The organism is Variovorax sp. RO1 (assembly GCF_002849325.1).
Taxonomy (GTDB): domain Bacteria; phylum Pseudomonadota; class Gammaproteobacteria; order Burkholderiales; family Burkholderiaceae_C; genus Variovorax.
The window spans coordinates 1,198,943-1,218,883 of sequence record NZ_PKMT01000001.1 but is presented as its reverse complement, the minus strand read 5'-3'; the positions used below and the strand labels follow the sequence as shown (position 1 = coordinate 1,218,883).

Here is a 19,941-nt window from a genome sequence, read left to right as displayed (position 1 = left end):
AGCCCGGTTCCGGGAAGTGGCCGAAGTATCTGCCACACCCCGTCGCCCCGCTTCAGGAAGCCTTCATGAAGGCTGCAGGGCTTCTTCAGGTGGCATGCCCACACTGCAAGGCTCCTACTTTCTTCTTCATGCCTGGAGCATCGACGTGCCTCGCCCCTCACCTTCCACGGCTCGCCCCCACTGGGCGAACCCGCTTCACTTCCAGCGCCGCGACCTGCTGCGCGCCGTGCTCTTCGGCAGCGCGGCCGGGCTGGCAGCCTGCGGGGGTGGAGGCAACAACGTCGGCACGCTCCCCGCCCCCATCGATCACGACCGGCCCGTGACATCCACCGACCGCCGCGTGAAGGTGTCGACCGCGCCCGAGGTCTCGCTGCAGGTGCGCGACTGGCAGCGCCCCGGCGGCACCGATGCGTCGGCCCCCGTGATCGTGCTGCTCGCCGGCCTCGGCGGCAACGCACGCTGCTTCGACAGCCTGGCGCCCGCGCTCGTCGCGGCCGGCGCTGCCTCGCGCGTGGTCGCGGTCAGCCGACGCGGCTATGGCCTGTCGGACAAGCCGCTGCCGGTGAAGAGCGCCACGCAGCACTACGAAGTCGACACGCTGGTCGACGACCTGGCCGCGCTGTGCGATGCGCTCGGCCTCACACGCGTGGTGCTCGGCGGCCATTCGATCGCCGGCAATGAGCTGACGCGCTTCGCGAGCCGCTTCCCCGACCATGTGCGCGGCCTCGTGTACCTCGATACCACCTTCGACTACACGAAGGACGCAGACACCGGCGGCGAAGACCCGCCGATGAACCGCCGGCTCGACGAGCCCGCACCCACGCCCGACGACGGCCGCTCGATGAAGGCGGCCGTTGCGTACCTGCGGCGCAAGTCGAAGAGCTGGTGGCCCGCACTCGAAGCCAACCTGCACGACGCGCTCGACGAGCTGGCCGACGGCAGCGTGCGCCCGAACACACCCGACGCCGTGGAAACCGCGATGGACACCGCGGCCCACCGCTTCTCGCCCGACTACCGGGTGGTGCGCGCGCCGGCGTTGGTGGTGACCGCGCTGCCGCTCGACCAGCGCGACCTGTTCCCCTGGCTCGAACGTCCGCTCGATGCACAGACCGGCAAGGACGCCGCCGACTTCCTGCGCATCTTCCGCCGCGTGCGCCGCGCCGATGCCGACCGCCTCGTCGCCGCGCTGGACACGCCGCACCGGCTCACGCTCGACCACTGCAACCACACCGACTTCTTCATGGAACGCGAGGCCGAGGTGGTGCGCGCGATCCAGTCGATGCGGTGGGCCTGATCTTTCCTTCTTTACTTCCGCAGCAGCTTGATCAGTGCCGCCAGTTCCTCGCCGCCGAGCCCCGCCGCATCGGCGCGCCGGAACAGGCCTGCGGCGAAGGTCGGGAACTCGGTGTTGATGCCCGCCTCTTGCGCGGTCTGGAGGATGCGCTGCGTGGCCTCGACCGAAATGCGCATCGGGCTCTGCGTGATCGCGAAGTCGCCCGACTGGATGACCGCGCCCTCGTGCTGAAGAAAGCCCGCGAAGGTCGGCATGATGCCGGCCACGATGCGGCCGTATTCGGCCACGTCGAAGCCTTCGTGCTCGGCAATGCGCGCACCGTGCAGAAAACCGAGCATCGTGCCGTAGATGCTGGAGAGCGTGGCGAGGTCCATGGCCGCGGTCGCGCTGGCCTTCTCGCCGAGGTAAACGATGCCGCCGGCCAGCACCTTCAAGAAGGGCTCGGCCTCGGCGAACACGGCCTGCGCGCCGGACACCAGCAGCGGCGTGTCGGCCCGGCCCATCTGGTCCGGCGCCGCCTGGATCGCGCCTTCGAGGTACGCGGCGCCATGGCGGTGCGCCCAGGCCTCGGCCTCGCGCGCGTCCTTCGGGCTGCCGGTGGTGAGCTGCGCGAGCAAGCGGCCGTCCATGGCGGCGGCCACGCCGTCCATCGCGAAGATCGCGTCGGCGGCGCGGTAGTCGTACACGCACATCACGGCCATGCGGCTCGCGCGCAATGCCTCGGCCGCGCTGCGCGCCAGCACGGCGCCGCGGGCGACCAGCGCGTCGGCCTTGTCGGCCGAGCGGTTCCACAGCGTGACCTTGTAGCCCTGGTCGAGAAAGAGCCGCGCGATGACGACGCCCATCGCGCCCAGGCCCAGAACCGATACTTCCTTCTTGGTGTTGCTCATGGCAATCCGATGCAGTGGTTGATGACGGCTGCATCGTAAAAATTACACTCCCCTATGGTCAAGTACCTACGATAAAGTAAGGTACTTACCAAATGGGAAGTATTGGAACCACAAGGAGCACCGGATGGCAGCAAAGAAGCCCTACAACTGCGGCATCGGCCCCGCGTTCGAGGTCATCGGCGGCAAGTGGAAAGCCGTCATCCTGTGGGAGCTGCATGCGCAGCCTTACCGCTTCGGCGAGCTGAAGCGGCTGCTGCCCGAGATCAGCGAGAAGATGCTGATCCAGCAGCTGCGCGAGATGGAAACCGATGGCCTCGTGCACCGTGAGGTGTTCCACGAAGTGCCGCCGCGCGTCGAGTATTCCGAGACAAAACTCGGCGCCACGCTCAATGCGGCGCTCGGGCCGCTGGCCGATTGGGGCGACCGCTACGCCAAGCGCGTGGAGGCGGCGCGCAAGCTGGCCGAGGCGGCGAAGTAAAAAGAGGCCGCGGCCTCAGTCAGCCCAGCCGGTCTCGATTTCGGTCTTCACTTCCGTCATGAGCTTGTGCACCGGGCACTTGCCGGCCACGCGCAGCAGCTCGTCGCGCTGCGCCTCGGTCAGGTCGCCGGTCAGGCGCAGGCCCGACTTCAGGCGATAGATGCCCTTGCGCTCTTCGCTGTCATCGCGATCGACCACGACCTCGATGTCTTCCACCGGAATGCCCTTGCGGCGCGCATAGAGCAGCACCGTGAGCGCCTTGCAGGCCGCGAGCGACGCGTCGTACAGGTCGTGCGGTTCGGCACCGCCGTCGCTGCCGCCGCCCGCGGGCGAGGCATCGACCGGGATCTCGTGGTTACGGATCTTGAGGATGTGGCGCGTGCCGGTGGTGCCGTCGCGGCGGATCGAGAGGGTCATGCCGATGTCCTTGAAGGGGTGAAGAGAAAGCTCAGGCCAAGTCTTTCACATACAGGAGGGTCGTGAATCCGCTGTGCCATTCGAGGTCGGGGTAACGGCCGGCCTCGCGGTAGCCGAGCGCGCGGTGCAGGCCCTGGCTCTGCGTGTTGAAGGTGTCGGTTTCGAGCCGCGCCAGCGCCACGCCGTCGGCGCGCATGCCGGCTTCGGCAAAGGCCATGAGCGCACGGGCGATGCCCTTGCGCTGGTGCGCGGCGGGCACGTGCAGCGCCTGCACGAAGTCGTGCTCCCAGTGCACCATGCCGACCACCTCGCCCTCGAGTTCCGCCACGAAGAAGGCCGGACCGCTCTCGTCGATGTAGCCCACGGGCTCGCCGCTTTCGGCATAGGCCTTCGCGGCCTCGGGCGTGAGCTGCGGCAGCCAGGTGCTCGCGAAGGTGTCGTCGAGGATGGCCTTCACCGCGTCGAAGTCGGCCAGGCACCAGGGCCGGATGTCGATGGCCGCCCCGCTCACCGGTCCACCGCCAGCATCAGCGTTTCCTTGATCTCTTCCATCACCACGTAGCTGTGCGACTCGGCCGCCACCGGCAGCTTCTTCAGGATGTCGCCCAGCAGGTGCCGGTACTCGCTCATGCCGCTCAGGCGCGCCTTCACGAGGTAGTCGAAACTGCCCGACACCAGGTGGCATTCGAGCACCTCGGGCATGTGCAGCAGCTCCTGCTTCACCTTGTCGAACACGTCGCCCGACTTGGCCGAGAGCTTGATCTCCACGAACACCAGCAGCGTCTTGCCCAGCGCCTCGGGCGACACGTGCGCGTGGTAGCCGGTGATGACGCCGTCGCGTTCCATGCGCTTCACGCGCTCGGCGCAGGGCGAAGCCGACAGGCCGATGCGCTCGGCCAATTCGGTCATGGCAATGCGGCCCTGGCGCTGCAGCAGGTCGAGGATCTTGCGGTCGATTCGGTCGAGTTCGGGCATTTCACTCCGCGCGGGGCATTGGACGATTTTTGGCAGCGATTTTCACTGCCAAACGTCTAAAAACAATGAAATCCACTTCATTGTGCACTTTAGATTCACATCATTCCACTCAGATACGCGAATACACCATGAAAGTCATCGTTCTCGGCGGCGGCGTGATCGGCACCACCACGGCGTATTACCTCGCGCGCTCCGGCGCCGAGGTCACCTTGCTCGATCGTCAGGCCGGCGCGGCCGAGGAAACGAGCTTCGGCAACGCCGGCCAGGTGTCGCCCGGCTACTCGACGCCGTGGGCCGCACCCGGCATTCCGCTGAAGGCGATCAAGTGGATGTTCCAGAAGCACGCGCCGCTGTCGATCCGCCCCGACGGCTCGCTGTTCCAGCTGCGCTGGATGGCCGCCATGCTGCGCAACTGCTCGCCCGAGCGCTATGCGGTCAACAAGGAACGCATGATGCGCGTGGCCGAATACAGCCGCGGTTGCCTGCAGCAGCTGCGCGCCGACACCGGCCTGCAGTACGAGCACCGCACCGGCGGCACACTGCAACTCTTTCGCACGCAGGCGCAGCTCGACGCGGTGCAGCGCGACATCGCCGTGCTCGAGGAATGCGGCGTGCCTTATGAACTGCTCGACCGCGACGCCCTGGCGCGCGTCGAACCCGGCCTGGCCGGCGCGCGCGACCGCCTTGCGGGCGGCCTGCGCCTGCCCAACGACGAAACCGGCGACTGCCACCTGTTCACGCGCGGCCTCGCCGAGATCGCACGCGGCCTGGGCGTCGACTTCCGCTTCGGCCAGACCATCGACGGCCTCGAAACCGACGGCGGCCGCATCACCGGCGTGCTCACCCGCGCCGGCAAGATCCTCACGGCCGACCGCTACGTGATGGCCTTCGGCAGCTACTCGCGCGCCGCCATCGCCTCGCTGGGCCTCGACATTCCGGTGTACCCGGTCAAGGGCTATTCGCTCACCGTGCCGCTGCTCGACGAATCGCTCGCACCGCAATCGACGGTGCTCGACGAAACCTACAAGGTCGCCGTCACGCGCTTCGACAACCGCATCCGCGTGGGCGGCATGGCCGAGCTCGGCGGCTTCGATCTGCGCCTGAACCCGGCGCGCCGCGCCACGCTCGAGAAAGTGGTGAGCGACCTGTTCCCGGGCGGCGACCTGCCGAACGCCAGCTTCTGGACCGGCCTGCGCCCCATGACGCCCGACAGCACGCCCATCGTCGGCGCCACGCGCTACCCCAACCTGTTCCTGAACACCGGCCACGGCACGTTGGGCTGGACCATGGCTTGCGGCTCGGGCAAGCTGATTTCGGACCTGGTGACGGGTCAGCGGCCGGAGATTCGCACGGATGGGTTGGCGATGGATCGCTATGCGCAGGGGCCGTCGCGTGCGGCGCGGCCGAATCCGACGACTGCGACTGCCTGACGCTGTCGATTGCGTTCGGGGCGCGTGCACAGGCCACCGGGTACTTCCCTCCGCGAATGTCCCCCGGGGCTGCGCCCCTCCTCCTTGATTTCGCTGCGGGAAGCACCCAGTGTCCTGCGCACGCCGGGCGCTGTCGTCGTGCTGCGCGATCAATCACCGCACTGCCCAACGCTCACGTCGATGGGGTGCCTTGCGCAGCGAAATCAAGGGGGAGGCCGCAGGCCGGAGGACATTCGCGGAGCAAGGCTCCCCGTCGGCGGGAGCGTCGCCCTGAACAACAACAACGCTGAAACCGCTCAGGCAGCCTTCGCGATTGGGATCGTCATCCCGCGATAAACCTCCGCCTCCCCATGCCTCGCCAGCAGCTGCATCAGGTGCTTGCGAATCAGCATCCCCGGCCGGTCGGACTCCATCGAATACTCCACGCCGCGCCGCCGCGTGTCGACCAGCGCATCGGGGTCGGTCGATTCGAGGATGTCCTTGTCCTCGCGCGTGATCTCCTCGTCGAAGTCGATCAGCATCTGCGCCGCGCAATCGGCCTCGGTGTCGTTGCGGAACAGCCATTGGCACAGCTGCATGCGCCCGTCGTCGATGGGCGTGAAGCAGTTGATGATGATGTGGCGGATGCCGCTCGGGTACTCGATGTCGAGCCGGCGTGAGAACGGCAGGAAGTAGGCGTTGCGCATGTGGCGCGTGGTGATCGCATCGGTCACGCCGCTGATCGAGTGGAACTTCACCGGGTTGGTCGCTTCGATCACCGTCTCGGCGTAGAAGCCCGATTCGTTTTCCACCAGCTCGTACTTGCTCGGCTTCGGGCTCGCGGCCACGCCGAAGGTGGCGCGGTGCACAAAACTGAAGTGCGAGTTGTCGAACGAATTTTCGAGCGCGCGCATCGGGCTGGTCTGCCATTCTTCGTAGAACTGGAAGATCGTGCGGTAGCCCGGGTCTTCGAACTCGGGAATGGCCGGGATGTCGGCAATGGGCTCCTCCAGCGCCACCCATGCATAGCCGTAGCGCGCGGTGCAGCGGTAGGCGGTGGTCTTGTACTCGGGCGAGATCTTGCGATCGGGCTCGTACTGCGGGATGCGCACCACCTGGCCGCTGCGGTCGTAGGTCCAGCCGTGGTAACCGCACTGGATCGCGCCCTGCCCGCAGGCCTTGCCTTCGCCGTCCACGCACCAGCCCTTCGAGAGTTTGGCGGTGCGGTGGCAGCAGCGGTCGCGCAGCGCGGCCGGCTGGCCGTCGGCGTCGAGGAACAGAACGATGTCTTCGCCCAGCAGCCGGAACGGCTTGGGGCCATGGGCCAGTTCGGTGAGCGGCATGACGGCATGCCAGAACTTGCGGAAGACGGGTTGTTGGGTGACGAGCATGGGCGAACTCCTTCGATGTTGCGTGTGGGGACGAACGTGAAAGAGCAATTTCCTGCTTCGTCGGCATGCTTGATAAAAAACATGCGCGAGGCTGAACGCTTCTACTCTGCGCCGATCGACTTGCAATTAGCGCGCCCGGATTGTGGCGCGCCCCGGCCGCACTTCCAAGCCCCACCCTGCGATGCCCGAGCGCCGCGCCCTGGCATGCCTCATGCAAGACAGCCTGCAAGAGTAGAAGCGTTCAGCAGCGCACGCACCATCCCCGTGCGCCCGCCCGGAAATTGCTCTTGAGGCGCCTCCCGCCCTGGTGGGAGGCATCCGTCAAGACCACCGACTCCGAGGCCCCACCATGCAACGCCGATCCTTTCTTGCCGCAGCTGCCACCGCCGCCACCCTCGCCGCCCCTGCCGTGTTCGCGCAGGGCGGCAAGCTCACCCCGCTCAAGTTCACGCTCGACTTCCGCATCAACGGCCAGACCGCACCCTTCTTCCTGGCACACACCAAGGGCTACTACCGCGACGAGGGGCTGGACGTGACGATCGACACCGGCGCCGGCTCGGTCGCGTCGATCACGCGCATCGCGAGCGGCGTGTACCAGCTGGGCCTGGGCGACATCAGCTCGCTGGTCGAGTTCAATGCACAGAACCCGGGCACGCCGGTGGTGCAGGCCGTGTACCAGTACTACAACCGTGCACCGTTCGTGATCATCGGCCGCAAGGATCGCGGCGTGACCGGCGACTTCAAGAGTCTCACGGGCAAGAAGGTGGCAGCCGCCGCCGTCGAGTCCACGCGCCGCGCCTGGCCGATGGTGGCGCGCAAGCAGGGCATGCGCGGCGACGCATTCCAGTGGCAGACCACCGACTTCAGCGCGCGCGACAACGTGATGGTGCGCGGCGACGTCGATGCCGCCACCTACTTCCACGACTCGGCCGTCTCGCTCTTCGCCCGCATGAAGGCTGACGAGCTCTCGGTGCTCAAGTATTCGGACGCGGGCGTCAACCTGTACGGCAACGCGATCCTTGCGAGCAGCAACCTCATTGCGCAGAATCCGAAGGTGGTGGCGGCCTTTCTGCGCGCGACCAACCGCGCCATCGCCGAGACCTTTGCCAACCCCGCACCGAGCATCGCGGCCATGCGCCAGCGCGAACCGATCCTCGACGAGAAGGTCGAACTCGAACGCTGGAGCCTCACGGCGCAGTATGTGGGCGCAGCGGACACGCGCAGCCATGGGCTGGGCGACATCCGCAAGCTCACGCTCGAACAGCAGGTCGACGAGGTGGCTGACACCTACGGCCTCAAGACGCGGCCCTCGGCCGACGCCCTCTTCAACAGCTCGATGCTGCCTGCGCGCAGCGAGCGCCTTCTTCCCGCATCCAAGGCATGAACGTTCCTGAAAATTCCACCTCCGCCTTCCCCGACGAAAACACGCTCGACGAGCGCGACGGCCGCTACCTGCGCAAGGCCATCGTGTGGTCGCACGCCGCGCGCCGGCGCGGCAACCGGCCCTTCGGCTCGGTCATCGTCTCGGCCGCCGGCGAAGTGCTGGCCGAGGCGGCGAACAGCAACGCCGAAACCGGCGACTGCACCGCGCACGCCGAAGTGAATGCGCTGCGCGCGCTGGCCGGCCGCGGCCTCACGCGCGAAGAACTGGCCGGCGCCACGCTCTACGCCTCGGGCGAGCCCTGCGTGATGTGCGCGGGCGCAATCTTCTGGTCGAACATCGGCCGCGTGGTGTTCGGCATCGACGCGCAGCGGCTGCGCGTGTTCCGCGGCGAACGGCAGGACCAGCGCGACGCGGAGCTGTCGTGCCGCGACGTGTTCCGCGCGTCACCGCATCCGATCGAATGCATCGGGCCCGCGCTGATCGACGAGGCCGCCGCCGCGCATGACGGCGCGTGGAAGACCTAGACTCGCCGCATGCCCTGGCACGCCCGTCTCCACCTCGCCTACCAAAAAGAAGCCGACCGCAGCGTCGCCCGTTTTCGCCACGACGGCCCGCTGCGCATTCTGCAGAGCCTCTACCCCGAAGGCGATGCGGTGTGCCACAACGTGCTGGTGCACCCGCCGGGCGGCCTCGTCGGTGGCGACACGCTCGACATCGACATCGAAGCCGCCGACGGCAGCCACGGCCTGATCACCACGCCCGGCGCCTCGCGCTTCTACCGCTCCGAAGGCGAGACCGCGCTGCAACGCACGCGCATCCGGCTCGCAACGGGTGCGCGGCTCGAATGGCTGCCGCTCGAAGCCATCTGCTACAGCGGCTGCCAGGCCGAGAACCGGCTCGCCATCGAGGCTGCACCGGGCGCCGAGATGATCGGCTGGGACGTGTGCGCGCTCGGCCTGCCGAACGCCAACCAGCCCTTCGAGCGCGGCACCTACCTGCAGCACATCGAAGCACCCGGCGTGTGGCTGGAGCGCGGACGCATCGACGCGAGCGACCACCGCCTGCTGCAAAGCCCGCTGGGGCTGGGCGGCCACCGCTGCCTCGCTTCGCTCTTCGTCGTGACGGGTTCGCCGATGACCAAGGCACGGCGCGAAGCTCTGCTCTCGCAGGCACGCACGCTGCTCGAAGCGCACGAACTGCACGAGAGCGCGGGCGCGACCAGTCCGCATGCGGAAGTGGTGGTGCTGCGCGTGCTGGCGCCGGTGGTCGAGCCCGCGATGCAGCTGCTGCGGCAGGTCTGGCAGGCGTGGCGCAGCGAGCTGTGGCAACTGCCGGCGGCCACGCCGCGCATCTGGGCGACCTGAGAAGCGGGCAAGCAGGCGCCGGTCCCGCCTCTCAGGTCGGGGCGTCGGCCCCCGGCAGCCGCAGCTGCTTCTTCAATGTCTCGAACACCTGCCGCGTGACCGGGTTCACCACGTGGCTGCGCACATACAGGTAGTACGCCAGATCAGGCAGGCGCGGCATGCCGTCTCCCGCACCCAGCACCCGCAAGCCGGCATCGAGCTGCTCGACGCCGCGCGCCGTCACACCCAGTCCCGCGCGCAATGCCGCCTTGATACCGATCAGGCTTGACGAGGTGTACCGCGGCGTCCAGGCCACGCCCGCCGCATCGAGCGCCTCGTGGCCGATGCGCCGAAAGATGCTCGGCCCGTCCGCCATGATCAGCGGCACCGGCTTTGTCGGGTCGTGCACATAGCCCGCGGCGCACAGCCACACGGTGGGCGAGTTGCGCAGCACCACCCCTTCGAACTGCGACTGCGGGTCTGCGCGGTTCGAGATGATCATGTCGACCTCGCCGCTCTTGAGCGAGGTCATCAGGTAGGGGCTGCGGCCGATGTGGATGTCCAGCTGCAGCAGCGGCGAGGTGCGCGCCACCTCGGTCAGCAGCAGCGGCAGCATGGTCTCGGCCACGTCGTGCGGCGCGCCGATGCGCAGGTTGCCTTCGAGCGGGCCCTGCCGCAGGCTGCGCAGCGCCTCGTCGTTCAGCGCCAGCATGTGGTGCGCATAGGTGAGCAGGCGTTCTCCCTGCTCGGTCAGCCGCTTCTGGCGGCCCTGCTTGGCAAAGAGGGGCTGGCCGATCTGCTCTTCGAGCCGCTGCATCTGCTGCGTGATCGCCGACTGCGTGCGGTCCAGGTGAACGGCTGCGGCGGCAAAGCTGTGGTGGCTGACGACGGCTGCAAACGAGCGCAGCAGTTCAAGATCGAGCGTGGGCATTCATTAATTTTATTGATGTGTTTCTTGCGCCGCTTGGATTGTTGCGTCACCCGCCCGTCACTACAGTGAGTGCATACCAAACAGGCAACCCCACTGGAGAACACTGCATGAGCACCCCATCCGAGCAACGCCGCCAGGCCGTCGAGGCCTCCATCGCCGACATGAAGCAAACCATCGGTGGCGCTGAAGCCACCCACGAAAAACTCGCGGCGGTGCTGGATTCGCTGGAACGGCTGGCCGCGCACACCGCGTACTGGGGCGCCGCCGACTTCCCGCCGCCCGAGGCAGGCGAGCACCAGGCCCGCTATCTGATCGCCGAAGACCCGGACCAGAGCTATGCGCTCTACCTGAACGTGATGCGACCGGGCAAGAAGATCGTGCCGCACAACCACACGACCTGGGCCTGCATCGCGGCCGTGGAAGGCACCGAGCACAACCGCGTGTACGAGCGCACCGACGACGGCTCGGTGCCGGGCGTGGGCAAGCTCGCCGAAACGGCGCTGGTCGTCGTGGCGCCGGGCAAGGGCATTGCGCTGATGCCTGAAGACATCCATTCGGTCGAGATCCAGGGCGAGCAGGTCATTCGCCACCTGCACATGTACGGCCGTGCGCTCGAGACGCTGAACCAGCGCACCGCCTACGACCTGGCCACCGGCACGTACCAGACCATGGGCATCGGCGTGCAGACGCGCCGGTAGCCCCACCCTCTTCGTTCTTTCCTTTCTTCATGCGGGTCGCGCTGCGCGGCCTCGCAGGACCTTGTTCGTCCGACGACTCGCTTTCGACTTGCCTTCATGACTTCTTTCATCGACCCGAAAACCCTCAAGACCTGGCTGCACGACGGCGGCGAGATCGCGCTGCTCGACGTGCGCGAGCACGGCCAGTACGGCGAGGCGCACCTGTTCTACGGCATCCCCTTGCCCTTCAGCCGGCTCGAGATCGATGCACCCCGCCTCATGCCGCGACCCGGCGTGCGGGTGGTGGCATACGACGATGGCGAATCCGATGTGGCCGAGCGGTCCGCCGCACAGCTCGCCGCGCTGGGCTACACCGACGTGCACGTGCTGCAAGGCGGCACGCGGGCCTGGAAGGCCGCAGGCTACGTGCTCTTCGCAGGCGTCAACCTGCCCTCGAAGACCTTCGGCGAACTGGCCGAAGAGACGTACCACACGCCCCGCGTCAGCGCCGACCAGTTGGCCGACATGCTGGCGCGCCAAGACAAGGTCGTGGTGCTCGACGGCCGCCCCGTCAGCGAGTTCCACAAGATGAACATTCCGGGCGCCACCTGCTGCCCCAACGGCGAGCTGGCCTACCGCGTGCGGCAACTGGTGCCCGACACCACCACGCCCATCGTCATCAACTGCGCGGGACGCACGCGCAGCATCATCGGCGCGCAGACGCTCATCAACCTGGGCCTGCCCAACCCCGTCTACGCGCTGGAGAACGGCACACAGGGCTGGTACCTGAACGACCACAAGCTCGAACACGGCGGCACGCAACGCTATGCGGACGACAGCGGCAACACCGACCTGCGGCCCGCCGCCAAGGCGCTGGCCGAGCGCTTCGACGTGCCCACGGTCACGGCGCAGACCGTGCAGCAATGGGCCGCCGATGCGGGCCGCAGCCTGTTCCTGTGCGACGTGCGCACGCCCGAAGAATTTGCGGCCGGCAGCCTGCCCGCCGCCCAGCACACGCCGGGCGGACAACTCATGCAGGCCGGCGACCAGTACTTCGCGGTGCGCGGCGCGCGGCTCGTGCTGTTCGACAGCGACGGCGTGCGTGCCCCCACCATCGCGAGCTGGCTGCGGCAGATGGGGCATGACGCGAGCGTGCTCCAAGGCGGGCTCGCGAGCGGTTTGTCTCTGGTGCCCGCGGCCCTGTCCACCGCACCGGCGTTGCAGACCATCGATGCGTCGACGCTGTCCGCGCGGCTGGCACAAGGCGAGGTCGCGTTGATCGACTTGCGCGGCAGCATGCAGTTTCGCGCCGGCCACATTCCGCAGGCCTGCTGGTCGATTCGCCCGCGCCTCGCCGGCGACGTGAAAGACGAAACCCGACAGCTCGTGCTGGTCGCCGACGACGCCGCGCTCGCGGCCTGGGCGGTTGCCTCCGAACTCGCGAACCACCACGGCCCTGCACCGCTTCTGCTCGAAGGCGGCATGGCCGCCTGGCGCGCCGCCGGCCTGCCGGTCGCAGCCACGCCCGATCTGCCCGCCGATGCGGCCTGCATCGACTACCTGTTCTTCGTGCATGACCGGCACGACGGCAACAAGGAAGCCGCGCGCCGCTACCTCGCCTGGGAAACGGGCCTGGTCGCGCAGCTCGATGCGCAGGAGCGGGCCGCCTTCCGGCTGCCGCCCATTGCATCGCACGCCTGACCCCAGCCCCGATCTCTTTCCGTTCGTCGTTGTCCGTTCCTAATTCAGGAGTCCTGTCATGTCGTCTGCCTTCCGCGCCCCGCACCTTGCTCGTCTTGCCGTTGCCGCCACCTGGCTCGCGGCGCTCGCCTTGCAGCCCGCCTCGGCCGAGCCGCTGCCCGCGCGCAACGGCTTCCCGTCGCAAACGGTGAAGTTCATCTCGCCCTTCCCACCGGGCGGCGGCAACGATGCGACGGCGCGCCTGGTCACCACGCGGCTGCCGGAAATCATGGGCCAGGCCGCGGTGGTCGACAACCGCGGCGGCGCGGGCGGCAACATCGGCGCCAAGGCGGTGGCCGATGCCAGGCCCGACGGCTACACCGTGCTCACCTCGCAGGTGTCGATCATGGCCGTCAACCCCACGCTCTATGCGTCGGCCGGCTTCGACCCGGTCAAGAACTTCATTCCCATCACGCAGATCAACGCCGCGCCGCTCGCGCTGGTGGTCGATGCCAACTCGGCGCTCAAGAGCTTTGCCGACCTCGCCACGAAGGCCAAGGCCACGCCGGGCAAGGTGACCTATGCGACGCCGGGCAACGGCACGCTCTCGCACCTTGTCGGCGTCGTGCTCGCGAAAGACAACGGCATCGACATGACGCATGTGCCGTACAAGGGCGCCGGCCCCGCGCTCACCGACCTGCTCGGCGGGCAGGTCGACGTGCTCGTGACCTCCACCGCCTCGGTCGCGGGCCTGGTGCAGAACGGCAAGCTGCGCGTGCTGGCCGTGACCAGCCCGCGCCGCATCGGCGTGTTCGCGAAAGCACCGACGCTCGAGGAACTGGGCTACGCCGGCGCACGTTTTGAAGACTGGTACGGCTTCTTCGCACCCGCCGGCACGCCGCCCGAGCGCGTGGCGTACCTGAACGAAGCCATCGTGCGCACCCTGCGCCTGCCCGAAGTGACCAAGCTCGTGAACGACGGCGGCAGCGAAGTGGTGGCCAACTCGTCGGAAGCCTTTGGCGCGCAACTGCGCCAGGACATTGACCGCTGGTCGCGAATCGTCAAACTGTCGGGCGCCAAGGCAGATTGATGCACCGCCCCACCACGGCCCGGCCTCCCGCTCGATGAACACCATGTCCGACACGCACGACAAAGACGCTTCCGGCCTCAGCCTCGACACCCGGCTCACGCGCACCGGCAAGGCGCCCTCTTGTGCCGGCGGCGTGCCCGTCAACACGCCGCTGGTGCGCGCCAGCACCGTGCTGTTCGACAGCGTCGGCGCCATGCGCGACGCGCGCGCCCGCCGCGACGACGAGCGCATCTTCAGCTACGGCGCGCGCGGCACACCCACCACCTTCGCGCTCGAAGACGCAGTCAGCGAACTCGAAGGCGCCTACCGCACGCGGCTTTTTCCAACGGGCCTCGCCGCCATCGGCATGGTGCTGCTGTCGTACCTGAAGCCCGGCGACCACGTGCTCATGTCCGACAGCGTGTACGAGCCGACGCGCAACCTCGTGCATTCGTTTCTCGAACCGTACGGCATCCGCAGCACCTTCTTCGCAGCGGACGGCACCGGCATCGAGGACCTGTTCGAGCCCACCACCAAGCTGGTGTACGCCGAATGCCCCGGTTCGCTCGTCTACGAGATGTGCGACCTGCCCAGGCTGGCCGCGCTGGCACACGCACGCGGCGCGCTGCTGGCGGCCGACAACACCTGGGGGTCCGGCGTGCAGTACCACCCGCTCGCGCTGGGCGCCGACATCTCGACGATGGCCGCCACCAAGTACCTCTCAGGCCATTCGGACGTGATGATGGGCACCGTCGCGACCACGCGCGAAGCCTGGCAGCCGCTGAACGAACGCTGCGACGCCTTCGGCATGACCGTGAGCCCCGACGACGCCTGGCTGGTACTGCGCGGCATGCGCACGCTGTCTGCGCGGCTGCAGATGCACGAACGGCATGCGCTGGCAGTGGCGCACTGGCTCGAATCGCGCCCCGAAGTGGCCACGGTGTTCTGCCCCGCGCTGCCGAAGCATCCGGGCCACGACCTCTGGCAGCGCGACTGCCGTGGCACCAACGGACTGCTGTCGATCGAGCTGCAACCCGGCATCGAGAACGCGGCGGTCGAGCGTTTCGTCGACGCGCTCACCCTGTTCGGTCGCGGCTCGTCTTGGGGCGGCTATGAAAGCTTGGTCGCCTGGACCAACATGCGCGCGGCGCGCAGCGTGACGGACTGGAGCGAGCGCGGTGAGGTGGTGCGGCTGCACATCGGGCTGGAGGCACCTTCGGACCTGGTGGCCGACCTAGAGCGCGGATTCATGGCGATGAACCTCGCTGCCTGAAATAGAGAGAGCGAGAGAGCAGCCGCTACTTTCGTTTTTTCAGACGGTAGGTGCCGTTGAACGGGTACGGGTACGAACTGCTCTGCTCCATCGTCTGCACATTGACCGTCAGCGTGTTGCCCGAAAAAACGAGTTCGCCCGTGAGGCGCGGCCTGCGGGCCTTTTCGTGTTTCTCTCGCAACCAGAGATCGACAGGCGATGTGGGAGGCAGCTTCTTCTCGGCCGCCTTGTCGAATTCGCTCACCTCGTACACCGAGGCTTCGGACGCGTCGACGCGCCCCTCGATCGACGGCACCCGGATGCGGGATTCGAGTTCGTAGCTGCTGTTGAAGATCATCGACACAGGGTCATGCACCATCAAGCCCCGGGTGGCGTAGAGCGTGACCTCGTACCCGTCCGCAGTTTTGGTGACGGTCGCGTCGGGCTTGTTGCCTGTTCGCGCGCACCCTGCGAGCGCCAGTCCGAACGCGAGCAGGAGCAAAGGCGCTGTGACGCGTATGAACATGCGCATGAGTCGGCTCGTTTCTTCAATGGTCGCCGGTGCCCCGGGGTGGCCCTTCGTTGACGGGTCTCAGCGGTTTTCCCGATGCTCGACGCCGTTCTCATCGGTCCATCGCCCCGACCACGTCAACGGATAGAGCTGCTGCCGCCAGAACCCCTTGGGCACGTAGTCGCCGACCACGCCATAGTTGTCGGGCCAGACCTTTTTCTTGTCGGCCTTCACGGCCGTGCCGAACAGGTAATCCCAGAACGCGAAGTGCGCGGCATAGCAACGGTCCAGCCCTTCCGCGTCGCGGCTGTGGTGCCAGTGATGGAAGTTCGGCGTCACGATCAGGTAGCGCAGCGGGCCCAGCCGCACCGACGCATTGGTGTGATTGAACACCGCCTGCACGCCCGCGATCACGATGTAGACGTTGATCACGCTCTGCGAAAAACCAAGCAGAAAGGCCGGCGCCAGGATCACCACGGTCGACAACACGGTCTCGACGCCGTGCGTGCGGCTGCCTGAAATCCAGTCCATGCTTTCGGCGCTGTGGTGGATGGAATGCAGCCGCCAGCCGATGGCGGTCTCGTGATAGAAGCGGTGCAGCCAGTAGCGCGCGAAGTCGGTGATGAGCATCAGCAGCAGCAATGCATAGCCGAACGGCAGGTTGCGAAACCAGCCGCGCAGCGTGTCTTGCCCCACCGGGTTCACACCCGCGAACATGCCCGTCGCGCCGTAGAGGATAGCGTAGACCAGGAACAGCGTGAGCCCCACCAGCAGGTGGCCCGTCACGAAGTACATGAAGTCGGTCTGCCACTCCTTGCGAAAGATCGGCATGCCGGGGCGCAGCGGCTTGAGCTTCTCGATGGTGGTGAACAGCAGCGTGGTCGCGAGCAGGTCGAAGATGAACCAGTCGACACCCAGGTACGGCATGTTCGAAGGCACGTTGCCCGCAGGCAGCCACCCGTGCCCGGTGGCGCTCACGCCCAACTGCGAGCCGACCACCGCAACCGCCAGCCAGAACAAGGCCCATGCCGACAACCGGCGCACGCGGTTGAAGACGATGTTGGTCAGGGCCAGGGCGCCGCACAGCACCATCGCGACCAACAGCACCGTGCGCATCGCGTCAAAGCTCAGCACCTCGCGCACTTTCGGTGTACTCAGGAAGGCCGGGAACTGGAACATCAGCACGGCCAGCATGCTGAAGTTGGCCAGCACGAGGGCGATCATTCCGCTGACCATGCCCTTGCCGCGATGCAGCGGCCCATGCGACATTGCAAGGTCCACGCCCTTGCGGACTTCATGGGCAACGTCGTTCTTGAGTTGGTCCGCGGGAGAAGGTGTGGGCATAGAGAGGCGCTCTCGTGGTGGTCACCGAGTATGTACGCGTGCTGCCCACCATACCCGCCATCAACCGCTATCAACCGCGATCAACTGCAAGCGATCTTTCCAGACGGCGCGCTGCGCAACCTGTTGAGAAACGCCAGTTGCACCCTGGCCGTTTCGCTCCCCTTCTCGGCGGCGCGCAGCATCCATGTGCGCGCTTCGCAGCGGTCGGCCTTCACGGCCGAGCCGTACAGCGTCGGCCCCGTCAGCAGCACCATGCCCAGCATCTCTTGCGCTTCAGGGTGGCCTTCGGTGGCGGCCTGGCGCAGTTGCACGAGCATCGTGCGATAGTCGCGTCCGGCCTGCGCTTCGAGGGCGAGTTGATAGCGCTGCTCGGTCTGCAGGTCGGTGTTCACATCGAAAGGCTTCGCCGCGGCGATGGCGGCGACGAGGCACAGCGCGCCTGACAGGCAGATGCGCCAGCGCAGCGACCAGCTGGTGATCTGGTTGAGTTCGGATGACATCGGTTTTTTCTCCACGGGTTGCATGGCACCGATGGTCCCGCGAAGGCGCGCGCAGGAGAAACTGGAATTCACGCAGGACGCCTCAGGCGGCGCCTGAGCCCCACGCGAACCTCACTCAGAACATCGCCAGCACAGCCACATTCACCGCATAGCCGCCGACCGTCAAAAACACGAACAGCAGCGCTCCCAGCTTGAGCGGTTGCGCCCCGGCCTTGCGCAGGCTCGCGGCGCTGGTGCGCAGGCCCATTGCGGCCATGGCGGTGGCGAGCAGCAGCGTGTCGAGCTGCACCAGCGCGGCGACCAGGGCGCGCGGCAGCACGTCGAGCGAATGCACAGCACTCACGGCGATGAACAGCACCGCGAACCATGGCACGCGCACCTGGCGCCAGCAGGCGCGCAGGCTCGTCGCGCCCGGTGTCGATGCCGCCACGCGGAACGACAGGCCCATGAGGAACGGCGCCAGCATCATCACGCGCAGCATCTTCTCGACCACGGCCGCGTTCGCCGCACCCGGGCTGACCGCCTCGCCGACCGCGACCACCTGCGCCACCTCGTGGATGGTCGATCCCGCGAAGAGACCGAAGGCATGTTCCGTGAGGCCGAGGTACGGGTAGACCAGCGGGTACAGCACCATCGACAGCGTGCCGAACACGACCACCGTGGCGACGGCGATCGACACCTTGTGCTCTTCGCCGCGCACCACGGGCTGCGTGGCCATCACGGCGGCGGCGCCGCAGATGGCACTGCCCGCGCCGATCAGCGCGGCCGTCTCGCGGTCGAGCCCCAGCCAGCGCGTGCCGATGCGCACGGCGAGGCCGAAGGTCAGCGCCACCATCGCCATCGCGATCAGCACGCCGGGCCAGCCGACGGCGCCAATGTCACTCAGCGAGATGCGAAAACCGTAGAGCACGATGCCCGCGCGCAGCAGCACGCTGCGCGCAAAGTCCACGCCGGCACCCGTGCGGTCCGACACCGCGGGGAACACCGTGTTGCCCGCCACCATGCCCAGTGCGATGGCCAAGGTCAGCGCGCTCAGGCCCAGGTGCACCATCGGCGGCCATTCGGCCAGCAGCGCGGCGGCAGCCGCCAGCGCTGCGGCGAAAAGCACGCCGGGGCCGCAGCGGCGAACGAAGGAGAAACCGGGCAAGGAGGCGGCAAGGGACGACATGGGCCCAAGCTTAGGAATCGACACACCATGAGTCAAAGACATAAACTTCACCGATGCATGAAGTTAAGTTATGACCCTCAACTTGCACCTGGTGCGCCTGTTCGTTGCCGTGGCCGAGGCGGGCAGCTTCTCGCGCGCGGCTGAGGGCCTGTGGATCAGCCAGCCGGCGGTGTCCAAGGGCATCCGCGAGCTGGAGCACCAGCTCGACCTGACGCTCATCGAGCGCGGCGCGGGCAAGGGTTTCCGGCTCACGGAGGCCGGCGCGTCGCTGCTCACGCATGCGCGCGGCATCTTCGCGATGGAGCGCGCGGCGCTCGACGACGTGCGTGCGCGTGTCGGCGTGCAGCGCGGCAGCCTCACGCTGGGCGCCAGCACCACGGTGGCGAGCTACTGGCTGCCGCCGCAGATCGCGGCCTTCTGCGCGGCCTTTCCGGCGGTGGTGCCGCGCGTCACGGTCGGCAACACGCAGTGGGTGTGCGAGCAGTTGCTCGAATGCCGCATCGACCTCGCGCTGGTCGAGGGCCGCGTGGATGCGGACAGCGAAGCACGCATCGACGTGCGCGAATGGACCACCGACCCGCTCGCCATCGTGGCGCCGCCCGACGCCGCGCTGCCCCGCCGCGGCGTGACGGCTGCGCTGCTGGGCCGGCAGAACTGGATCTTGCGCGAGCCCGGCTCGGGCACGCGCCAGGCCACCGAGGCACTGTGCGCGGCGCACGGCATCGACGCGCCACCGTGGATGGAAATGGCGAGCAACGAAGCCATTGCGCGCACCGTGGCCAGCGGCGTCGGCATCTCGATGCTGCCGCGCGTGGTGGTGGCCGACATGCTCGCGCTGGGCACGCTGCGCGAGCTGAAGCTGCCGGGCGTGGTGCTGTCGCGACCGCTGTACCGGCTGAGCCTGAAGAACCGGCCGCTCTCGCCGGCGGCGCTGCGGATGGCGCAGATCCTCGACGGCTCGTGAAATGAAAAAAGGGCGCATCGCATGCGCCCTTTTTCTCTCTGTCGGCCGCTGCCTGTCAGCAGCAGCGCCCCTTGCCCCCGCCGTAGCGCGCCTCGAGCCGTTCGCGGAAGAACTCCTCGTAGCTCATCGGCGCCCGGTCGGGGTGGGTGGCCGCCATGTGCGTCAGGTAGACGTCGTAGTCGGGCAGCCCGACCATGAGCCGCAGCGACTGCTTGATCGACCGGGCGATGTAGCGCCCGGCTTCGGGCATGGCGAGGCCCATGG

General features: G+C 67.6%; 22 protein-coding genes. 11 read left to right on the top strand and 11 right to left on the bottom strand.

Annotated features, from left to right (window positions below):
* Window positions 1-94: 94 nt before the first annotated feature.
* A complete protein-coding gene (locus CY658_RS05940) occupies window positions 95-1,294 on the top strand; it encodes an alpha/beta hydrolase (RefSeq protein WP_101489284.1) in 1,200 nt (399 codons plus the stop codon).
* Window positions 1,295-1,305: 11 nt separating this feature from the next.
* Here CY658_RS05940 and CY658_RS05935 read toward each other — a convergent pair whose 3' ends face one another.
* Window positions 1,306-2,184 (bottom strand): NAD(P)-dependent oxidoreductase, encoded by an 879-nt coding sequence (locus tag CY658_RS05935; RefSeq protein WP_101489283.1) that lies wholly within the window; start codon window positions 2,182-2,184, stop codon window positions 1,306-1,308.
* 124 nt (window positions 2,185-2,308) lie between these two features.
* On the opposite strand from CY658_RS05935, the gene CY658_RS05930 reads away from it, so the two are divergent.
* A complete protein-coding gene (locus CY658_RS05930) occupies window positions 2,309-2,662 on the top strand; it encodes a winged helix-turn-helix transcriptional regulator (RefSeq protein ID WP_101489282.1) in 354 nt (117 codons plus the stop codon).
* Window positions 2,663-2,677: 15 nt separating this feature from the next.
* Here CY658_RS05930 and CY658_RS05925 read toward each other — a convergent pair whose 3' ends face one another.
* Genes CY658_RS05925 through CY658_RS05915 form a run of 3 tightly spaced genes read right to left on the bottom strand, consistent with a single transcriptional unit; the run spans window position 2,678 to window position 4,054 of the window.
* A complete protein-coding gene (locus tag CY658_RS05925; protein WP_070062377.1) occupies window positions 2,678-3,079 on the bottom strand; it encodes an OsmC family protein in 402 nt (133 codons plus the stop codon).
* Window positions 3,080-3,110: 31 nt separating this feature from the next.
* Window positions 3,111-3,590, bottom strand: a complete 480-nt coding sequence (locus CY658_RS05920; RefSeq protein ID WP_101489281.1) for a GNAT family N-acetyltransferase — start codon at window positions 3,588-3,590, stop codon at window positions 3,111-3,113.
* Entirely contained in the window at window positions 3,587-4,054 is a 468-nt protein-coding gene (locus CY658_RS05915; RefSeq protein ID WP_056578796.1) for a winged helix-turn-helix transcriptional regulator, read from the bottom strand. Before CY658_RS05915 ends, CY658_RS05920 begins: the two co-directional genes overlap by 4 nt.
* Window positions 4,055-4,182: 128 nt before the next feature.
* Here CY658_RS05915 and CY658_RS05910 point away from each other — a divergent pair, with 128 nt between their 5' ends.
* Window positions 4,183-5,484, top strand: a complete 1,302-nt coding sequence (locus CY658_RS05910; protein ID WP_101489280.1) for a D-amino acid dehydrogenase — start codon at window positions 4,183-4,185, stop codon at window positions 5,482-5,484.
* Between the two features lie 296 nt (window positions 5,485-5,780).
* Here the strand turns inward: CY658_RS05910 and CY658_RS05905 are convergent, their stop codons facing one another.
* Window positions 5,781-6,854 (bottom strand): aromatic ring-hydroxylating dioxygenase subunit alpha, encoded by a 1,074-nt coding sequence (locus CY658_RS05905; protein ID WP_101489279.1) that lies wholly within the window; start codon window positions 6,852-6,854, stop codon window positions 5,781-5,783.
* Window positions 6,855-7,203: 349 nt separating this feature from the next.
* Here CY658_RS05905 and CY658_RS05900 point away from each other — a divergent pair, with 349 nt between their 5' ends.
* Genes CY658_RS05900 through CY658_RS05890 form a run of 3 tightly spaced genes read left to right on the top strand, consistent with a single transcriptional unit; the run spans window position 7,204 to window position 9,602 of the window.
* Window positions 7,204-8,238: an ABC transporter substrate-binding protein gene (locus CY658_RS05900; protein WP_101489278.1), complete on the top strand. Its 1,035-nt coding sequence runs from the start codon at window positions 7,204-7,206 to the stop codon at window positions 8,236-8,238.
* Entirely contained in the window at window positions 8,235-8,762 is a 528-nt protein-coding gene (locus CY658_RS05895) for a nucleoside deaminase (protein ID WP_101489277.1), read from the top strand. Before CY658_RS05900 ends, CY658_RS05895 begins: the two co-directional genes overlap by 4 nt.
* 9 nt (window positions 8,763-8,771) lie before the next feature.
* A complete protein-coding gene (locus tag CY658_RS05890) occupies window positions 8,772-9,602 on the top strand; it encodes an urease accessory protein UreD (RefSeq protein WP_101489276.1) in 831 nt (276 codons plus the stop codon).
* Window positions 9,603-9,633: 31 nt separating this feature from the next.
* Here CY658_RS05890 and CY658_RS05885 read toward each other — a convergent pair whose 3' ends face one another.
* Window positions 9,634-10,512, bottom strand: a complete 879-nt coding sequence (locus tag CY658_RS05885; RefSeq protein ID WP_101489275.1) for a LysR substrate-binding domain-containing protein — start codon at window positions 10,510-10,512, stop codon at window positions 9,634-9,636.
* Window positions 10,513-10,619: 107 nt separating this feature from the next.
* On the opposite strand from CY658_RS05885, the gene CY658_RS05880 reads away from it, so the two are divergent.
* The 4 genes from CY658_RS05880 (at window position 10,620) to metC (ending at window position 15,211) form a co-directional block, all read left to right on the top strand.
* Window positions 10,620-11,210 carry a cysteine dioxygenase family protein gene (locus CY658_RS05880; protein WP_101489274.1) on the top strand — a complete coding sequence of 197 codons (591 nt, stop codon included), beginning with the start codon at window positions 10,620-10,622 and terminating at the stop codon, window positions 11,208-11,210.
* Window positions 11,211-11,306: 96 nt separating this feature from the next.
* Window positions 11,307-12,890, top strand: coding sequence for a rhodanese-like domain-containing protein (locus tag CY658_RS05875; protein WP_101489273.1), 1,584 nt, complete (start codon window positions 11,307-11,309; stop codon window positions 12,888-12,890).
* A gap of 58 nt (window positions 12,891-12,948) precedes the next feature.
* Entirely contained in the window at window positions 12,949-13,959 is a 1,011-nt protein-coding gene (locus tag CY658_RS05870; protein ID WP_101489272.1) for a Bug family tripartite tricarboxylate transporter substrate binding protein, read from the top strand.
* 43 nt (window positions 13,960-14,002) lie between these two features.
* On the top strand, window positions 14,003-15,211 hold the full coding sequence (gene metC, locus CY658_RS05865; protein WP_101490246.1) for a cystathionine beta-lyase: 1,209 nt from the start codon (window positions 14,003-14,005) through the stop codon (window positions 15,209-15,211).
* Between the two features lie 25 nt (window positions 15,212-15,236).
* Here the strand turns inward: metC and CY658_RS05860 are convergent, their stop codons facing one another.
* The 4 genes from CY658_RS05860 to CY658_RS05845 all read right to left on the bottom strand — a co-directional run bounded on the left by CY658_RS05860 (window position 15,237) and on the right by CY658_RS05845 (window position 18,713).
* Window positions 15,237-15,722, bottom strand: coding sequence for a hypothetical protein (locus CY658_RS05860; RefSeq protein WP_101489271.1), 486 nt, complete (start codon window positions 15,720-15,722; stop codon window positions 15,237-15,239).
* A 60-nt stretch (window positions 15,723-15,782) separates the two neighbouring features.
* Window positions 15,783-17,045, bottom strand: coding sequence for a sterol desaturase family protein (locus CY658_RS05855; protein WP_374221090.1), 1,263 nt, complete (start codon window positions 17,043-17,045; stop codon window positions 15,783-15,785).
* A gap of 80 nt (window positions 17,046-17,125) precedes the next feature.
* A complete protein-coding gene (locus CY658_RS05850) occupies window positions 17,126-17,545 on the bottom strand; it encodes a sel1 repeat family protein (RefSeq protein ID WP_101489269.1) in 420 nt (139 codons plus the stop codon).
* 115 nt (window positions 17,546-17,660) lie between these two features.
* On the bottom strand, window positions 17,661-18,713 hold the full coding sequence (locus tag CY658_RS05845; RefSeq protein ID WP_101489268.1) for a YeiH family protein: 1,053 nt from the start codon (window positions 18,711-18,713) through the stop codon (window positions 17,661-17,663).
* Between the two features lie 70 nt (window positions 18,714-18,783).
* Here CY658_RS05845 and CY658_RS05840 point away from each other — a divergent pair, with 70 nt between their 5' ends.
* Window positions 18,784-19,677 carry a LysR substrate-binding domain-containing protein gene (locus CY658_RS05840; protein ID WP_101489267.1) on the top strand — a complete coding sequence of 298 codons (894 nt, stop codon included), beginning with the start codon at window positions 18,784-18,786 and terminating at the stop codon, window positions 19,675-19,677.
* 55 nt (window positions 19,678-19,732) lie between these two features.
* On the opposite strand, the gene CY658_RS05835 is transcribed toward CY658_RS05840, so the two are convergent.
* Complete coding sequence (locus tag CY658_RS05835) at window positions 19,733-19,939, bottom strand: YbdD/YjiX family protein (RefSeq protein ID WP_099791847.1); 207 nt, start codon at window positions 19,937-19,939, stop codon at window positions 19,733-19,735.
* Window positions 19,940-19,941 lie beyond the last annotated feature (2 nt).

What these genes read in the sequence shown, in the direction of transcription:
- CY658_RS05890 (WP_101489276.1), top strand. Translation starts at nt 8,772, where the DNA reads ATGCCCTGGCACGCCCGTCTCCACCTCGCCTACCAAAAAGAAGCCGAC.
- CY658_RS05860 (WP_101489271.1), bottom strand. Translation starts at nt 15,722, where the DNA reads ATGCGCATGTTCATACGCGTCACAGCGCCTTTGCTCCTGCTCGCGTTC.
- CY658_RS05925 (WP_070062377.1), bottom strand. Translation starts at nt 3,079, where the DNA reads ATGACCCTCTCGATCCGCCGCGACGGCACCACCGGCACGCGCCACATC.
- CY658_RS05885 (WP_101489275.1), bottom strand. Translation starts at nt 10,512, where the DNA reads ATGCCCACGCTCGATCTTGAACTGCTGCGCTCGTTTGCAGCCGTCGTC.
- CY658_RS05930 (WP_101489282.1), top strand. Translation starts at nt 2,309, where the DNA reads ATGGCAGCAAAGAAGCCCTACAACTGCGGCATCGGCCCCGCGTTCGAG.
- CY658_RS05915 (WP_056578796.1), bottom strand. Translation starts at nt 4,054, where the DNA reads ATGCCCGAACTCGACCGAATCGACCGCAAGATCCTCGACCTGCTGCAG.
- metC (WP_101490246.1), top strand. Translation starts at nt 14,003, where the DNA reads ATGTCCGACACGCACGACAAAGACGCTTCCGGCCTCAGCCTCGACACC.
- CY658_RS05940 (WP_101489284.1), top strand. Translation starts at nt 95, where the DNA reads ATGCCCACACTGCAAGGCTCCTACTTTCTTCTTCATGCCTGGAGCATC.
- CY658_RS05905 (WP_101489279.1), bottom strand. Translation starts at nt 6,854, where the DNA reads ATGCTCGTCACCCAACAACCCGTCTTCCGCAAGTTCTGGCATGCCGTC.
- CY658_RS05880 (WP_101489274.1), top strand. Translation starts at nt 10,620, where the DNA reads ATGAGCACCCCATCCGAGCAACGCCGCCAGGCCGTCGAGGCCTCCATC.
- CY658_RS05935 (WP_101489283.1), bottom strand. Translation starts at nt 2,184, where the DNA reads ATGAGCAACACCAAGAAGGAAGTATCGGTTCTGGGCCTGGGCGCGATG.
- CY658_RS05845 (WP_101489268.1), bottom strand. Translation starts at nt 18,713, where the DNA reads ATGTCGTCCCTTGCCGCCTCCTTGCCCGGTTTCTCCTTCGTTCGCCGC.
- CY658_RS05895 (WP_101489277.1), top strand. Translation starts at nt 8,235, where the DNA reads ATGAACGTTCCTGAAAATTCCACCTCCGCCTTCCCCGACGAAAACACG.
- CY658_RS05910 (WP_101489280.1), top strand. Translation starts at nt 4,183, where the DNA reads ATGAAAGTCATCGTTCTCGGCGGCGGCGTGATCGGCACCACCACGGCG.
- CY658_RS05855 (WP_374221090.1), bottom strand. Translation starts at nt 17,045, where the DNA reads ATGCCCACACCTTCTCCCGCGGACCAACTCAAGAACGACGTTGCCCAT.
- CY658_RS05875 (WP_101489273.1), top strand. Translation starts at nt 11,307, where the DNA reads ATGACTTCTTTCATCGACCCGAAAACCCTCAAGACCTGGCTGCACGAC.
- CY658_RS05850 (WP_101489269.1), bottom strand. Translation starts at nt 17,545, where the DNA reads ATGTCATCCGAACTCAACCAGATCACCAGCTGGTCGCTGCGCTGGCGC.
- CY658_RS05900 (WP_101489278.1), top strand. Translation starts at nt 7,204, where the DNA reads ATGCAACGCCGATCCTTTCTTGCCGCAGCTGCCACCGCCGCCACCCTC.
- CY658_RS05870 (WP_101489272.1), top strand. Translation starts at nt 12,949, where the DNA reads ATGTCGTCTGCCTTCCGCGCCCCGCACCTTGCTCGTCTTGCCGTTGCC.
- CY658_RS05835 (WP_099791847.1), bottom strand. Translation starts at nt 19,939, where the DNA reads ATGGGCCTCGCCATGCCCGAAGCCGGGCGCTACATCGCCCGGTCGATC.
- CY658_RS05840 (WP_101489267.1), top strand. Translation starts at nt 18,784, where the DNA reads ATGACCCTCAACTTGCACCTGGTGCGCCTGTTCGTTGCCGTGGCCGAG.